At 42.3% G+C, this 16,183-nt stretch carries 14 protein-coding genes; 10 read left to right on the top strand and 4 right to left on the bottom strand.

All coding sequences use genetic code 11. The annotated features are described in order from the left end of the window. The first annotated feature begins 203 nt into the window (after positions 1 to 203). From TY15_RS08065 to TY15_RS08050, 4 genes are all read left to right on the top strand, one after another. A complete protein-coding gene (locus TY15_RS08065; protein ID WP_040203548.1) occupies positions 204 to 929 on the top strand; it encodes a MurR/RpiR family transcriptional regulator in 726 nt (241 codons plus the stop codon). 143 nt (positions 930 to 1,072) lie between these two features. Beyond that, a complete protein-coding gene (mngA, locus tag TY15_RS08060) occupies positions 1,073 to 3,019 on the top strand; it encodes a PTS 2-O-a-mannosyl-D-glycerate transporter subunit IIABC (RefSeq protein WP_040203546.1) in 1,947 nt (648 codons plus the stop codon). A 75-nt stretch (positions 3,020 to 3,094) separates the two neighbouring features. Beyond that, positions 3,095 to 5,710, top strand: a complete 2,616-nt coding sequence (gene mngB / locus TY15_RS08055) for a mannosylglycerate hydrolase (protein ID WP_040203545.1) — start codon at positions 3,095 to 3,097, stop codon at positions 5,708 to 5,710. 298 nt (positions 5,711 to 6,008) lie between these two features. Further along, on the top strand, positions 6,009 to 7,253 hold the full coding sequence (locus tag TY15_RS08050) for an aminopeptidase (protein WP_040203544.1): 1,245 nt from the start codon (positions 6,009 to 6,011) through the stop codon (positions 7,251 to 7,253). A gap of 75 nt (positions 7,254 to 7,328) precedes the next feature. On the opposite strand, the gene TY15_RS08045 is transcribed toward TY15_RS08050, so the two are convergent. Next, on the bottom strand, positions 7,329 to 8,153 hold the full coding sequence (locus TY15_RS08045) for an arylamine N-acetyltransferase family protein (protein WP_042374301.1): 825 nt from the start codon (positions 8,151 to 8,153) through the stop codon (positions 7,329 to 7,331). A 137-nt stretch (positions 8,154 to 8,290) separates the two neighbouring features. After that, the gene (locus TY15_RS08040; RefSeq protein WP_040203542.1) at positions 8,291 to 9,025 is read right to left on the bottom strand and encodes an SIS domain-containing protein; all 735 of its coding nucleotides are present in this window, start codon (positions 9,023 to 9,025) and stop codon (positions 8,291 to 8,293) included. 489 nt (positions 9,026 to 9,514) lie between these two features. Between TY15_RS08040 and TY15_RS08035 the strand changes: the two genes are divergently transcribed. Further along, complete coding sequence (locus tag TY15_RS08035; RefSeq protein ID WP_040203540.1) at positions 9,515 to 10,216, top strand: HAD family hydrolase; 702 nt, start codon at positions 9,515 to 9,517, stop codon at positions 10,214 to 10,216. Between the two features lie 99 nt (positions 10,217 to 10,315). Further along, positions 10,316 to 10,699 (top strand): VOC family protein, encoded by a 384-nt coding sequence (locus TY15_RS08030; protein WP_040203538.1) that lies wholly within the window; start codon positions 10,316 to 10,318, stop codon positions 10,697 to 10,699. 588 nt (positions 10,700 to 11,287) lie between these two features. Here TY15_RS08030 and TY15_RS08020 read toward each other — a convergent pair. Beyond that, the gene (locus tag TY15_RS08020; RefSeq protein WP_040203535.1) at positions 11,288 to 11,758 is read right to left on the bottom strand and encodes a hypothetical protein; all 471 of its coding nucleotides are present in this window, start codon (positions 11,756 to 11,758) and stop codon (positions 11,288 to 11,290) included. A 212-nt stretch (positions 11,759 to 11,970) separates the two neighbouring features. Between TY15_RS08020 and TY15_RS08015 the strand changes: the two genes are divergently transcribed. Next, positions 11,971 to 12,591 (top strand): NUDIX hydrolase, encoded by a 621-nt coding sequence (locus tag TY15_RS08015; RefSeq protein WP_040203533.1) that lies wholly within the window; start codon positions 11,971 to 11,973, stop codon positions 12,589 to 12,591. Between the two features lie 31 nt (positions 12,592 to 12,622). Here TY15_RS08015 and TY15_RS08010 read toward each other — a convergent pair whose 3' ends face one another. Further along, the gene (locus TY15_RS08010; RefSeq protein ID WP_040203532.1) at positions 12,623 to 13,540 is read right to left on the bottom strand and encodes a DMT family transporter; all 918 of its coding nucleotides are present in this window, start codon (positions 13,538 to 13,540) and stop codon (positions 12,623 to 12,625) included. Between the two features lie 113 nt (positions 13,541 to 13,653). Here TY15_RS08010 and TY15_RS08005 point away from each other — a divergent pair, with 113 nt between their 5' ends. The 3 genes from TY15_RS08005 to TY15_RS07995 all read left to right on the top strand — a co-directional run bounded on the left by TY15_RS08005 (position 13,654) and on the right by TY15_RS07995 (position 16,131). Then, positions 13,654 to 15,051 carry an aminotransferase-like domain-containing protein gene (locus TY15_RS08005; RefSeq protein WP_040203530.1) on the top strand — a complete coding sequence of 466 codons (1,398 nt, stop codon included), beginning with the start codon at positions 13,654 to 13,656 and terminating at the stop codon, positions 15,049 to 15,051. Between the two features lie 136 nt (positions 15,052 to 15,187). Further along, positions 15,188 to 15,640, top strand: coding sequence for a hypothetical protein (locus TY15_RS08000; protein WP_040203529.1), 453 nt, complete (start codon positions 15,188 to 15,190; stop codon positions 15,638 to 15,640). Next, positions 15,637 to 16,131: a hypothetical protein gene (locus TY15_RS07995; RefSeq protein WP_040203526.1), complete on the top strand. Its 495-nt coding sequence runs from the start codon at positions 15,637 to 15,639 to the stop codon at positions 16,129 to 16,131. Before TY15_RS08000 ends, TY15_RS07995 begins: the two co-directional genes overlap by 4 nt. The last annotated feature ends 52 nt before the right edge of the window (positions 16,132 to 16,183 follow it).

Below are 16,183 nucleotides of genomic sequence, written 5' to 3'. Positions count from 1 at the left end.
TCTGATTTTTGACACGAATCCGGAACTATTCCCACACCTGTAAAAAATCCTCCTGCATTCACCTTCATTGCCTCCAATGGGAATGCTCCCTTAAAGGAATCCGTAGTGGCTAATATTTTCATAGTCTGTTCCTCTGTATCCTTAATGAAATTTGAATGTGATTTGTTATAATAGATGAAAGGTCAATATCTGGGGAGAAAAAGATGAAATTTATCGAACGTGTTCATAAGTTTGAATATAAGTTAAATGATACAGACGACCAAATTATCGAATATATTGAACAAAACAAACAAAGCTTTGTTTCCCAATCAATTCAAAGCTTGGCGGCTAACCTCTATACAGTCCCAAATACGATAACGCGCTTATCGAAAAAACTAGGGTATGATGGCTTTTCACACCTGAAAAATAGTATTAAAGAAGAACTAGAATCGACCAAAGCTCCTGAAGATAGTTCCTACTCTTTAATCCAAAAAACCTTTGAACTCATCGATATGGAACGCATTGAAACGACCGCCAAAATCCTTCATGATGCCAAGCATGTGCTTTTCTTCGGTGTTGGTGATACAGCCGATTTTTGTGAAATCATGGTTCGGAATTTGCGAGTAGGTGGAAAAACAGCCATCCATTATATTCATCGACATGAAACGGTTCACATGATTGATCAAATGAATCAGCAAGATGTGCTCTTTTTGATCAGTCTATCCGGAGAAACGCCGCAAACTCTTGAAATCGCGAAACGCGCCTCAGAGAAAGGGATCCCGATCATTTCATTAACCCATTTTACACGTAACTCGCTTCAAGAGGTGGCAGTTATCAATCTCTATTGCTTCACTCCCAAAAAAATCAAGAATGGCTACAATATCACCGATCGAACCCCGATAATGATTCTCTTACAAGCATTATCACAATATTATTGGGATCATTTTTAAAAATGTGTACATATACACATGAAACCGCTTTATCCCATAGCGAATGTGTAAAAATAAGAAGAATCACTCTTCTTATTTTTTTTTTGATACGATAACAACATGAAATGAAAACACTTACACCACCAAACAAGGAGGTATATATCATGCAGCTACAAGCACTTACCTCACCTAGCCTGATCAGTACCGGAAAGACGTTCCATTCCAAACAGGAAGTCATCCAGTACTTAGTTAAACAGCTCGGTGAAGCTGGCAAATTATATTCTGAAGACGATTTTCTTCAATCTGTTTTAGATAGAGAAACACTTTCTCCAACAGGCTTTGAAGGCGGACTAGCCATCCCACACGGAAAATCAACCACCGTCAAGGAAGCGGCCTTTGCCATCGCAACCTTAAAACAACCATTGACCGATTGGGAAAGCATTGATCCCACTAACCGGGTACAGTTGGTTATCTTACTCGCTATCCCGGAGAACGAAGCAGGCTCGACCCACCTTGCACTCCTGGCTGAGTTTGTGAAAAGACTATCTAACGAAGCGTACAAGGAACGGTTGTTAACCGCAAAAACGAATACTGAACTATTCACTCAACTGGATCAAACAGATACAAAATCCGAACAAAAAGTTGTAAAGAAAATAAACAAAACGATCTTAGCCATTACCGCTTGTCCTGCTGGAATCGCCCATACTTATATGGCAGCTGAAGCACTTATCAAGGCGGGGAAAGAACTCGGTGTGGATGTGTTTGTTGAAAAGCAAGGGGCTAATGGAATCGAAGACCGCCATACCACAGCTCTTTTGAAAAAAGCGGACGCAATAATCTTTGCTAATGATGTCGCCATCAAAAGCGAAGAAAGGTTTGGTCACCTTCCCAAGGTGAAAACATCCGTGGCCACACCATTACGAAATGCGACTGGCTTAATCCAACAAGCACTGGAAAAAGCAGACAAACAACCGAAGAAACCATATAACCCAGCCCAAACTGAGGCATCTTCCGATGATGACAATGGTGAAAAATCATTTAAAACAGAGATCAAAGACTCAATTTTAACTGGGATTTCCTACATCATCCCAGTAATTGTGGCAGGGGGAATGACATTAGCCGCTGCCGTATTAATCTCGCAGGCGTTCGACCTTCAGGATCTTTATGCAAAAGAAGGCTCATGGCTGTGGTTATTAAGACAACTCGGCGGTGGTCTCCTCGGCCAACTAATGGTACCTATATTAGCAGCATATATGGCCTACTCGATTGCCGATAAACCTGCCCTTGGACCTGGTTTCGCGGCCGGGGTTGCCGCTAATCTCATCGGCAGTGGCTTCCTTGGCGGGATGCTCGGTGGTTTCCTGGCCGGTTTCTTCTTAAAATTTTTGAAGAAAAAGATACAACCAAAAGGAACCTTTGCTGGATTTATTAGCTTCTGGGTCTACCCAGTTGTCGGAACGCTAGTGGTTGGTTCGATCATGCTATTTGTTATTGGCGAACCGCTCGCTTGGATCAACCAATCATTAATCGATTGGCTCGGCAGCCTCTCTGGTACAAATGCTCTGATTTTAGGTGCAATTCTTGGAGCCATGGTTTCCTTTGACCTCGGCGGTCCAGTCAATAAGGCAGCTTACACCTTCTGTATCGGAGCAATGGCAAGCGGGAATTTCATCCCGTATGCAGCCTTTGCCTCAGTCAAGATGGTGTCCGCTTTTTCTGTCACAGGGGCAACGATAATTGGCAAGCAGTATTTTAACAAACAAGAACAAGAAATCGGTAAACAAACCTGGTTGCTTGGTCTAGCCGGGATCACTGAAGGGGCTATTCCATTTATGATTAATGACCCATTACGGGTGATCCCTTCCCTGATTGCCGGATCCGCCGTAACAGGTGCGATTGTTGCTTACTTTAATATTGGTTTGAATGTCCCTGGGGCCGGTATTTTCTCGTTAGCCTTATTAAATGGCAAGCCCGCTTTAGTAGCAGCAAGTATCTGGCTTGGAGCAGCCTTAATCGGGGCCATCATCTCAACAATCTTATTAATCGTTACTAGAAAAAACAAACTCAACAAGGAAAAAAAAACGAATATAACCACACAAAAAGCAGCTTAAGCTAGAACAATTTTTAAAAATAATATGGTACCTAGAGAAAACTTCCCTAGGTACCATTGATATTTGGAGGGCATCATGAAAAAAGTTCATATCGTACCCCATATGCATTGGGACAGGGAGTGGTACTTTTCCACCGAAGAATCGAGAATTTTACTCGTTAATAACATGGAAGAAATTTTGGAAATGCTCGAGAATAATCCCGATTATCCTTACTACGTTTTAGACGGTCAAACTTCTATTCTCGAAGACTATTTTGCCGTCAAACCAGAGAACAAGGAGCGCGTCAAAAGGCTTGTACAGGCAGGAAAGCTAATCATAGGACCCTGGTATACGCAAACCGATGAGATGGTCATCGGCGGGGAGTCAATCGTCCGGAATCTCCTCTATGGTTTAAAGGACTGTGAAGAATTTGGGCAAGCGATGAAGATTGGCTACTTACCCGATTCCTTTGGCCAATCAGCACAAATGCCACAAATCCTCAATGGCTTTGATATTCACTATTCAATATTCTGGCGTGGAACCTCAGAGCGGCACGGAACAGATAAAACGGAATTCCACTGGGAGAGTGAGGATGGATCGAAGGTATTGGTGCAGCTCTTCCCACTCGGCTATGCAATTGGAAAGTATCTGCCCGAGGATGAGGAACAACTACAGGCACGCATCGATAAATACTTTACCGTCCTTGATCGCGGCGCCACAACAGAACATATTATTCTCCCAAATGGGCATGATCAAATGCCCATCCAACAAAATATCTTTACGATTATCGAAAAATTAAAACGTTTATATCCTGATCGCGAATTTTTCTTAAGCAAATATGAAAATGTTTTTTCCGAAATTGAAAAGAATCAAGCGTTACCGACGATTCAGGGTGAATTTTTAGATGGGAAATACATGCGCGTTCACCGAAGCATCTTTTCCACCAGAATGGATATTAAGGCAGCTAACGCTAGGATTGAAAATAAACTCACCAATGTTCTTGAACCTCTAGCGTCAATTGCCTATTCACTCGATTTCGAATACCATCATGGCTTGATTGAGTTAATTTGGAAAGAAATCATGAAAAACCATGCCCATGATAGTATTGGCTGTTGCTGCTCTGATAAGGTACACCGCGAGATCATGAACCGCTTCTTCCTCGCTGAGGAGAAAACAGATCAACTGATTGAGCACTACAAGCGGAAAATCACGGACTCGATTCAGACAGACCGGACTGAGGATCGCCTTACCGCCTTCAATTTGCTTCCATATGAACGTAATGAGGTTGTTACGACCACCGTGATCACGAAGCTTCCTTCCTTTACATTAGAGGATGGCGCTGGAACAACGATTCCTTTTGAAGTGTTGGAAAAAGTAGAACTAGATCCAGGCTTGATTGACCGACAAATCGTACACTACGGCAACTATGATCCATTTTTCCAATATACGATCCAATTACAAACTACGATTCCGGCGATGGGCTATCAAACATTCTTTATTGTCAACGCAGAGAACGCGATGTCACATACAATAGTCAAAAAAGATGTTGTAGAAACTGATTATTATGCGGTCTCCGTCAATCCAAATGGAACACTGAATATTTGGGACAAGGTGCTCGAAAAAGAATTCAACCAGGTACTGTTGCTAGAAAATGGCGGCGATGATGGCGATGAGTATGATTTTTCACCACTGCTAAATGAACAGCTTATATATAGTGATAAAGTGGAAGCCGACGTAAAAATCATCCAGAATCAATATTCCGCTCAGCTAGATATTCATGTGAAGCTAGAAGTACCTGGTGATTTAGAAAAGCGGAAATTAAAACAGGTTGATCGCTTTGTTGAGGTTGATTGGAAGATCACGATTCCGAACCACCAGCCGATCATGAAAGTGGAAGCCAACATTCATAACCAAGCAAAGGATCATCGATTACGTGTCTTAATTCCAACAGGGATTACCTCTTCCTTCTCGGTTGCAGACAATCAATTTGGGTCGATCAAGCGCGATGTACATGATGCCGCTATGGCATACTGGGAGGAAGAAAATTGGGATGAGCGTCCCGATTCAATTTATCCGATGCTTTCGTTTGTCGGCTTATCTGATGAGAACCATGGACTATGTGTATTAACCAATAGTTCCCGAGAGTTTGAAATCATCGGCGAGCAAGATGATACAATTGCGATCACCCTATTCCGCAGTGTTGGGGTGTTAGGAAAAGAAGAAATGCTAAGACGACCTGGTCGTCCATCCGGGATAAAGCTGCCGACGCCGGATTCCCAAATGATTGGTGGGTTGAAGCTCGATTTCGCACTCACTACCCATATTGGGGCAACGACGACAGCCGCAGCAAAAGTGGGTCGCACAGCAAAAGAATTTACCACCCCGATCCAGACGTATAATAAAATACCGTATAATGCCATGAAGTTAAATCCAGCTGGCGTTTCAACGCCATTACAGTTTAGTCTCCTGGAAGAAACGTGCCCGTCAACAGTGCTCAGCACCTTGAAAAAGGCCGAAACAGAGGACCGTCTTGTCTTGCGATTCTTCAACCCAACAGCTGAGGAACAACAAGCAGACTTCAACATAAAAGGAAGCAGCGAACAAGCACACGAAGCAAACCTAAACGAAAAAAACTTAGCACCCATCGAACAACAAAATGGAAGCTTCAGCCTAACAATTAAACCAAATCAAGTAAAATCCATCATTTTCTAATTAGTATTAGGCACCAAAAGTAAAAAAACCTAGACCCATATGGATGGTCTAGGTTTTTTTTAGCTACTGATAGAAGTATTTGTTATTTTTCTTTTTCGCTAAAAAACCCAACAATATATAGATTAGGCCCACGCACAGAATGAAGACTTCATTTTTAATTCTATCAATCCTGAATACTAAAATTACACGAGAGGAAATTAATAAGTAAGTGTAACAAATCATATTTGCAGAAAATTCCGTTATACTATGCTACTATAGTGGATAGAACGAAAGAACTAAATTATTGGAGGGAAAAAGTATGGTGCTACCTAACTTTGAAGAAAATCTACATAAATACGCAAGACTATTAGCCGCAAAAGGAATCAATGTTCAACCAGGCGATTGGGTGAAAATGACCATTACTGTCGATCAAGCTCCATTAGCACGTTTAATCACCACCGAAGCCTATGCATTAGGGGCTGAAAAAGTCATTGTAAAATGGTCCGACGACGAAATTAGCAAACTTCATTACTTACATCAGCCTGTTGAAGTGCTCACTGACATTCCTGAATATGAAATTCAAGAAGTGGAAGACCATGTCCTAAACCATCGTGTCAGCCGTCTTTCTATCGTATCTAGTGACCCAGGCTTGCTCAATGAAGTGGATCCAGCGAAAATTGCTGCCTATCAAAATGTAGCCGGGAAAGCATTCCAGGCACAACGAATTGCAACGCAAAATGATGATCTAAAATGGACAGTTGCCGCTGCGGCTGGTGCTGGTTGGGCTGCAAAGGTGTTCCCAGACTTAGCCACTTCAGAAGAACAAATCGATGCCTTATGGGATCAAATTTTCAAAACCTGCCGTGTGTATTCAGAAGATCCGGTAGCTGCTTGGGACGGACATAAGCAAACATTAAACGAAAAAGCAGCTGTTCTAAATGAAATCCAGTTTGACGCTTTGCACTATACTGCACCTGGCACGGATTTAACATTAGGCTTACCAAAGAATCATATTTGGGCTAGTGCTGAAAGTGTAAATCCAAAGGGTGAAGAGTTTATTGCCAACATGCCGACAGAAGAAGTGTTTACGGCTCCCGATACCCATCGCATGGATGGCGTGGTCCGCAGCACAAAGCCACTCAGCTATGCAGGCACATTAATTGAAGGCATTGAGGTGCAATTTAAGGATGGAAAAATCGTTGATATTTCTGCGGAAAAAGGCGATGAAACCATTAAGAAGTTGGTATTTGATAATGAAGGCGGCACTGGCTTAGGTGAGGTTGCCCTTGTTCCAGATCCATCGCCAATCTCGCAATCAGGAATTACCTTCTTTACGACGCTTTATGATGAAAATGCTTCGAACCATTTAGCAATCGGGGCTGCTTATCCGACTACGATTCAAGGTGGAACGAAGATGAGCCAAGAAGAATTATTGAAAAATGGCATGAATACGTCCATTGTTCACGTTGACTTCATGATTGGTTCGGACAAAATGGATATCGACGGCATCAAACAAGATGGTACGATTGTTCCGATTTTCCGCAATGGCGACTGGGCCATCTAGATTGAATGATAAGTTCAAGAGACGTTAAGTTAATAGCGTCTCTTGGCTTTTTTTGTTTTATCTTCGTCGTTTGGTTCAGCATTTTGGGGATGAAGACCCTTCCCCCGGCTCACCTTCAAAAACTCGAACCCCAAACCGTTCAGCAGCCATCTCCTTAAACTGCTTCTCATCAACTTCCTGTTTGTCGACCCTTCCATCCAACCACTCAACAAACGAACCTTCTGTCAGCGTCATGTTTCCCCGATCCGTCAGCCTCGTGAGTAATGGCTTCTTGTTGAAAGGGGAATCTGCATGCTCGAGGATCATTTCTTGAACCTCATGCAATTCAGAGACATCCTTAATCACATTAGTAGCATCAAAGGCATAGCCGACTTTCCACTCCTTGTCCTTATGCTTCAATTTCAGATAGAAAAAGTATTCACCTTGTTCATGATCTATTTTTTCCACACGAAATTCTCCGTTTGTTGAGGCCACAACCTCTCCCGATAGTGGTACTGGTTTTAATGGTAAGTTCCCACCAAATCCTGTATCGACGAGATAGGGTTGTCCTTGATGAGTGATGACAATCGCTACATGTGTTTTTCCAAGCGGATTCCAGCGCTGACCGTGATGATCGTATAGGACAGCTCGAACTAACGCCGCATCAAAGCCATTTTCTTTTAGGAAAAAATAAAGCAGGGGATTTAGGTCATAGCATAAACCGCCCTCGTTATGGATGATGATTCTATCGATTAAATTCTCTTTTGAAAGCTCGCGTGTTTGCTTCGCCATAATACACAAATTCTCAAACGGAATCGATTTCGCGGTCAGCTCCAACACCGTATCCAACTGGTGAAAGGTAAGCGGTTCGTTTGTCGAGAAACCAATTCTGTTGCGGAATAAAACATTCAAGTCGCTCATTTCTTCATTCCTCCTTACTCAGCTATTTTTGGTGCCTGACACTATTTGCTCTATTTCTATTATATACATGTGACAACTTCATGAGGCACTAGTGCCCACCAGTGAGTACCATGTAACAGTGACAGAAGCCGTTTGCACTATGAAAGCACGGAAATTCTTGTGCGGTATTTTTCTACTAGTTGGTTGTTATGATCATCGGCGCCATCGATGTTACCACTGAGGAAGACAGGGGGTTCAAAACCATTGTCTGCCATCAATTTAATCGACTCTGCGAGAATTGCATTTAAGATTACCGCCCCCACGACTGTTGAAGTTGGTGCAAACGGGACCGCTACCTTGTCATACGAAAGGGCGGCATCACCTTTAGTCGAATGATTATCAATTACTAAATCAACAGAGTTGTATAAATGCTTGCCACTTTTGTGTCTAGAAGGTTGGCTTTGGGAATATTCAAGAGAGGTAATCCCTATAACAAAGGCACCCTTCTCTTTTGCCGCCAATGCCACATCAACAGGAACTGGATTCCGGCCAGAGGTTGATAATACAAAGACGACGTCCTCAGGGCGAAAATCCTGTTCAATTAGAAACCCCTGCGCATAATCATTTTTTCGTTCCAATTGCGAAGAACGGAGCGCACCTTCATGGAGCATTAACGGTTCTACTAAAATAGGTTTAATAGGTACGAGACCACCTGCGCGATAGGTAACCTCTTCCGTTAAAATATGCGAGTGCCCGCAGCCAAACAACTGCACAATCCCACCCTTTTGAATCGCCTCAGCCACCTTCTCTGCCGCAATCCGTAAATGATTCCATTCCATTTCTTCAACGAGCTCCAATTTTGCCTTTGCGATATCGAAATATTGAGAAAGCACACACATCCACCCCTAACTAATATAATAATTTTTGCCACCTATTCGGAAATCGTTCGTCTGGTTTCCTTATCAATAGCGGACCCAAACACATGTGCATTAACACCGGATGCCTGTATCGTGAACCGAATTGACAATCTCCACGATAGATCAGCAGAATACCTTGCGCTGGTTTAACTCCGATGAAAATCCTTTTCAGGCGCGACCTTCCATAAATAGATGAGAAAAAGTCAAATGAATCAATGCCTCCTTCTGATATTAATACTGCCAGGGAAGTTTTTCAAACTCTACCCCTATCCATACAGGAGCGTTAGTTCTGCATAAGTAGTTTGATAAATTTCCGGTGATCGGTTTCAATTCTTCTATCTAGGATGCTTCCTCCATCACGGGCACAAGTATCCAAATTTGCCTGAGGCACTCCCCACCCCATTGAAATCCTTCCGTTCCTGTACTATAACTAATAAGGTCAATTATATTTATGGAGTGTGGAGAATGAAAACTGTATTTTTTGACCTAGATGATACCTTATATGACCAACTGCAGCCCTTTCAAGCCGCCTATGATAAAACCTTTTCAACGATCACCGAGATTCCCGTTCTCGATCTTTTTAAAAAAAGCAGAGAATATAGTGACAAAGTATTTACCCAAACAGAGAACGGTGAGCTGCCTCTTGAAAAAATGCATCAAAATCGGATGATCCATGCCTTTCAACAATTTGGCGTTTCGATCAGTGCGGAACAGGCAGACGCCTTTCAACAGACGTACCAGGAGCACCAATATAAAATATCGCTTGTACCCGAAATGGTGCGAATCCTCGAGTACCTTACTGCAAAGGGAATTCTGTCCTACGTCGTCACCAATGGTCCGTCCGCACATCAGCGCAAAAAAGTACAATCCCTCGATCTCTTACAGTGGCTACCAGAGGAACATCTTTTCATTTCAAGCGAAATGGGCTATGCAAAGCCACAAAAGGAATATTTTGATCATGTTAATGCCAAAACCAAGACGATTGGCAGCCATTGCTACATGATAGGAGATTCGTTCGAAAATGATATCGTTGGAGCCCACCAGGCTGGCTGGAATTCCATTTGGGTTAACCCAAAACGCAAACCAAAAACAGTACCGTCAATACAGCCGCATTATGAAATCCATTCCTACCAGCAGCTCGAGGCGCTCATCAAAGAGTTATTTTAAAAGAAGATCATCCGATTTGAACCGCTTTGATTTTGTTTTAGTATGGGGTGATGCTATACTTTTAGGACAAAAAGAATTAATCGAAATGGAGTGAAGGAATTGATTAATCGCGTTGGGCAAATTATGATTTATGTCAATAATCAAGCTGAGGCTGTGAAATTTTGGACGAAGAAAGTGGGCTTTGTGTTGATTGCTGAGCAAGGCGATGGTCAAGGAATGCGCTGGTTCGAACTCGCTCCGACAAAGGATTCCGAAACAAGCATCGTACTACATAATAAAGAACTTGTTGCAAAGTTTCAGCCTGAATTAAATCTTGGCACCCCTTCACTGCTCTTTTTCTCAGATCGTCTCGATGAATTATATCAAGACCTTTCTGCTAAAAATGTTACCGTTGGAGAAATGGTCAATATGCCTACAGGCGAAAAGGTCTTTAATTTTGCCGATGACGAACAAAACTACTTTGCCGTTGTGGAAAAAAGGTAACTTATACTATATAAAAGGCAGAACGCTCCCTTATTGCGCTCTGCCTTTTTATTATCCGCTTCGCACTCTCAAATTCATCCCCCTTCACTTTATCGTTAAACTCATATACGCCCGTCTCACTGTATAGTAGAAAAGCAATTCCACGGTTTGTATGACAAAATAGACATTAAAGGAATACCCCAGTATCCACCCCTTATAGAGGAAGATATGACAGACCTTTAGAATCCACTCAAAAAAAGCGCCTCCCGACGAAAACAACAAAATATACACGACAATCCAGTATCCCCTGATGTTCCACCTATCATAAAAATAGATGAAAAAGTAGGAAAAGGGGGCATACAAAAGATAGGTGAACAAATCAAATAATTCAAATTTTGGACCATCCATTAAATTGTATAAATCCAGTTTAGCAAAGGCCAACAGATGATCCATGAGCCTGGCAACAGTCGGACCAAATAACAATAATAGGATCGTGATACTGAAAGGATATCGCTTTGGCAACCAAAAAAAAATCGTAAACGCCAGAATAATGCAGATCAGCAGACACCATTCATTTAGGTCAAATTTCTGTGGAAGTGGCAACATTCCCTACCAAATCCCTTCTTTTCGCAAAATGGAGCGATACCAATGCAAGCCCATATGAAGGATCAGCAGCATCATGATTTGGAGGAGGACCGTCTGCCACAGCTGCCAATCCTGATAGAGAATCACCTTCCATACCCCCATCCATTGCTCTACACCGCTTTGAATCGCGACAAATACACAGGAAAGGAGCACTTTCAACCCAAGTGCCTCGACATTCTGAAGGAGATTGACATACCAAAACCAGATAAATGGCACGATTATCACTTCATAGAAACGAAAAATAATAAACAAGTCGATTCGGTCGGCCACTGACCAAATTTCTAAATTAATATAAAATACTCCAATATAGCCGGTAACCAAAAATTCCGCGATCATCATAATAAAAAGGTTTTCCAGCAGGTTACGCTTCTCTCTCTTGATCAATAAGGAAATGAGCAATACAAGTGCTAGACCCACAATAATGGAGAGCTTCAACGTCCAATTTCCCCCTATTACAATTACAGTATTAACCTTAACTCATAGGATTGGTTAAAAAGAGGGAATTTACTCCTCCACATTATTTCAAGCACTAGTTTTTTACAATTATTTTCAGTTTACGGTTGAATTTTCTCTCTCAATCATATAGTCTATCAATATACATAGAAATTCTATGTATTTACATATAATGCTGTAAGGAGTGAGAACACATGGACGAGGAGTTATTAAAAATATTTGATCAGAATCGGAACGAGATCGGTGTGGCTAGTCGTGCCGAGGTTCATCAGAAGGGCTTATGGCATGAATCCTTTCATTGCTGGTTTGTTCATCATGATAAGGATGCTGTCTACCTCTATCTGCAACTGCGCAGTCCGCGAAAAAAAGAGCACGGGAACCTGTTTGATATTACCGCTGCCGGACATTTATTGGCGCACGAAACAGTACGGGATGGCGTTCGCGAAATCGGCGAGGAACTGGGCATTGATGTTTCCTTTGAGGAGTTAGTGTCATTAGGGCAGTTTGACTACTGCGTGAGCGAAGAACAGTTAATAGATAATGAAATGGCTCACTTATTTTTATATAGATGTGAGCAGGAACTAGATGGTTTCAGCCTTCAAGAAGAAGAAGTGTCCGGAATGATCAAGGTCGAGTTCCCTCATTTCCGTGACCTTTGGCGTGGAAAAAGAGAAACAGTGCGCGTCTTTGGTTATGAAATTAAGCCTGACGGTGAAAAGTGTGTCATCGATCAAGAAGTGGGCAGGGATCGATTTGTCCCCCACCAACTCTCCTATTATGAAGCCATTATCCAAAAAATTGCCGAAAAGCTCTAATTTTTTCAGTCCTATGGAAGGATATAAAAATCTATCTATCCTGTGAAAGCGACAAGCGCCTCCAGTTTAGGCCTTTTAATGCCTCCATATGGACAATAATCGTTCCAAGAACAATCGTAAACGCACCGAGCCCTGATAACCAGGAGAGATATTCATGATAGATCATCACGCCCAGCGATAATGCGAGAATCGGTGACACAAACAGCCACGTCGCTGGAAACACTGGATTCGTTTTCGAAACAAGCCAATAATAAAGACTGTGACCCACCATCGAGCCAAAGATAATTAAATACAGTAATGAACCCATTGCCATCGGTTGGAGCAGAATACTCAGCTGTACCTTCTCGGTCAGCATAGATAAAAGAAACAACAAAATGCCCCCATGCATCATTTGAGCCGCATTTAAGGCAATCGGTGATGTCGTCGGGAATTTTTTGATCACTTGTTTAGAATACAACGTTCCCGAAGCATAAAATGCTGTTCCCCCCATAATCACGAGACACCCCAACACCCAATACCCATTCACCTGCGCATGAAGGCTCGGTAAAATCAGCAGAAAAACGCCCACCATTCCCACTAGACAGCCGATAAAGGATGACAGCGTCGCTTTTATTTTTAATATGAACGTCTGAATGAGTAAAATGAGCATCGGTCCAGTTGCCGATAAGACCGCTGCAGTCCCTGACGACACGTATTGCTCTGCCCAATAAAGGGTTGAAAACGTCCCAAAAGTTAAGCCAATCCCCGTTAAAAGTATTTCCTTGCGAAAAAGCAACCCGATCTTCGCCTTTTTTTGCCAAACCATCATGACAAATAGAACCAATCCTGCCATGAAGAAGCGCATTCCAGCTGAAAAAAAAGGCGCCGCTCCTGCATCGACTCCTACCTTTATCGCAAGGAATGTCGTTCCAAAAATAACACACATAAACAAATAACCCACGATGATCATTACTATTCCCCCTTTTGCTCCATTATAGAGGGACGTGAATAGAACAGATCACGATAAATAGACCAGAAAGAGGCAAATCATGGTAAAATCAAAGAAAAGTGGGAGGAACGAACATGACGAATGGTGATTACCTATTTAAGCAAGTTTATGATTATGTATTACACCGGATCGAACTCAATGAATGGCGCGAAGACGAGAAGCTTCCATCCATCAGGAATTTAGCCGCCGATATGAGCGTTCATCGGTTAACGGTCCTCAAGGCTTATCAGCTTCTCAAACAGGAAAACAAGATTTATGCCAAGGATAAATCCGGCTATTATGTTCATTCTAGAGCAAAGAGTAATTTTGAAAACCTTGATAACCCGATTATTTCCGCCTATGTGCAAAAAAATCACTTGTCAGAAATTCATCAGATTCCCGTTTCCTATGACTTTTCCCAGGCGTTAATTGATCCCAATTTGTTGCCGAATCGCTATTTATCAGACTATGTAAAGAAGGTGTTTGATCTATACTCGAAAGTCCTCTCTACCTACTCAACGATTCAAGGCGATGGGGAGCTCCGGGAAACACTAGCTCACTACTTTGTTCACCACTATAAAACCATCACACCAGCAGAAAACCTGTTGATTACGACCGGTTCTACCCAGGCCATTCACCTTGTAGCCCAAGCCTTTGTCAAAGCTAGAGACACGATCCTATTGGAACGGCCGAGCTATAGTGCCGCAATTGATATTTTTCGAGCCCAGGGGGCCAATATTGTGACGGTCGATATCCATCCCGACGGGTACGATTTGGACCAGGTTGAATTCATGATGAAAACACATAAACCGCGCCTCTTCTATCTGAATCCAACCTTCCATAATCCAACCGGCTATACGGTCTCAGCGGCGCAAAGGAAGCAACTCGTTCAATTAGCTGAGCAATATCGCTGTCTATTAATCGAGGACGATGCCTATCACGATATTTATTTTGATCAGGAGCCACCACCGCCGATCTACACATACGATACGTCTGGAACAGTCATTTATCTCAGAAGTTTTTGCAAATATATCTCGCCTGGATTGCGGATTGCCGTAATGATGGGGCACACCTCCCTGATAAAATCTCTCCTGGCAGTGAAATCATTGGCAGATAACGGCTCACCCCTGCTCAATCAAAAGATTTTCCTTCATTATTTCGCATCAGCGCGGGTCCAGCAGCACATCGAAAAGCTCCGGATTGCTTTGCAAATACGAAAGGAGCTTATGGAAAGAGTACTAGGTGCTACTGATTGGCGCTGGACCAGTCCAAACGGAGGTTTGAATTTATGGGTGCAGCTGCCAAGCCATGTCTCGACAGAAGAACTTTTAGCCAAGAGCCTGCAGCAATCGATTTCCTTTGTACCCGGACAGATTTGTGATCCATTGAAGCAAACCTCCTCCTGGCTCAGGTTAAGTTATTCTTACTCCAATGAGGAACAAATTTTGCAAGGAATCCGCCGGCTGATTGATCAGGTCCACATTCCCCTTTGATGCAAGAGTTTCACATTCCTATCGTGATGGAAGCGATGAAAAGCTGAGTTTTTAAATGCTACCTTAAGGGGAATTTATTTTCGAATACTGTCCATACTAATCCTCAAAACGATGGGAATCAGATTCGGAGGCTTATATGGGATTTGCACTTTTTTTCTTATTAGCATGGTTACTTACAGGAATCTTTATCATTATTCCTAAAAGGCTTTCGCCCGTGGAAAATACCTTTATCTTCTTGCTTTTGCTGGTCATCATTATTAACGTATCTTGGATCAATGTTGAAGAGATGAAAGCGATCCATGTATCCAGGAAACCCCTCGATTACACTGCATTCTTACTCAACCGAAGTATCATCATGCCGATGATCGTATTGATACTGATGAATCTTTTTCACCAATTCATATTTATTGTTTCTACCGTGGTGATGATGATGGGAATGAGCTTGTTGACTACCTCCTTCCATATCTTAACGTACACAAAATGGAATTTTGGCTATGATGTACTTTACTATCTTCTGCTCGCTCTTGTCGCCCTCTTTTCCCTACGTGGATTTAAACAAGTCACGAAAGATGTGGTGAACCCGACATGATTCTCTGGGAACAGTTTGATAAAAATGAAATCTATATTGTCATCATGCTCGTGATTGCCTATGGGGCGCTCTTCCTGCTACCCAAAAAACTACCACGCAAAATCGCTCTTTTATTTCTCCTTTGGGGTTTTACCAATGCTACCTTGTTTGACTTTACCATTGGCGGGGGTCTGCTTGATTTTTATAGGGTAAACGACTCGAACCAATACGAATGGTTCGATCTGCTGACCTATCTTTTATTTGCTACATTCGGCTACTTTTTTGTATATTTTTACGAACGGTTCCAGATTCATAAAAAGACCTTTCTCTTTTACGTGTTGGGCTGGACGATGGTCGGACTCATAATGGAGAAACTATCTGGCTGGATGGGCGTCACCCATTATCAAAATGGCTATCAGCTTCCCTATTCTGTAGCTGTATTTTTAGTGGTCCAAACGACAACAGGGCTTTATTATCAATTTATTAAGCGTGCGGAAAGACTGAGCAGTTAATCCTTTTTTACAAGCGGCTTTCGATAGTCATGATATTTATTCTTCATTTCGG

The sequence above is a fragment of the Neobacillus jeddahensis genome (genome assembly GCF_000612625.1).
Classification (GTDB): domain Bacteria; phylum Bacillota; class Bacilli; order Bacillales; family Cytobacillaceae; genus Neobacillus; species Neobacillus jeddahensis.
Note: the sequence above shows the minus strand (reverse complement) of the source record. Positions and strands in the feature narration are given on the sequence as shown.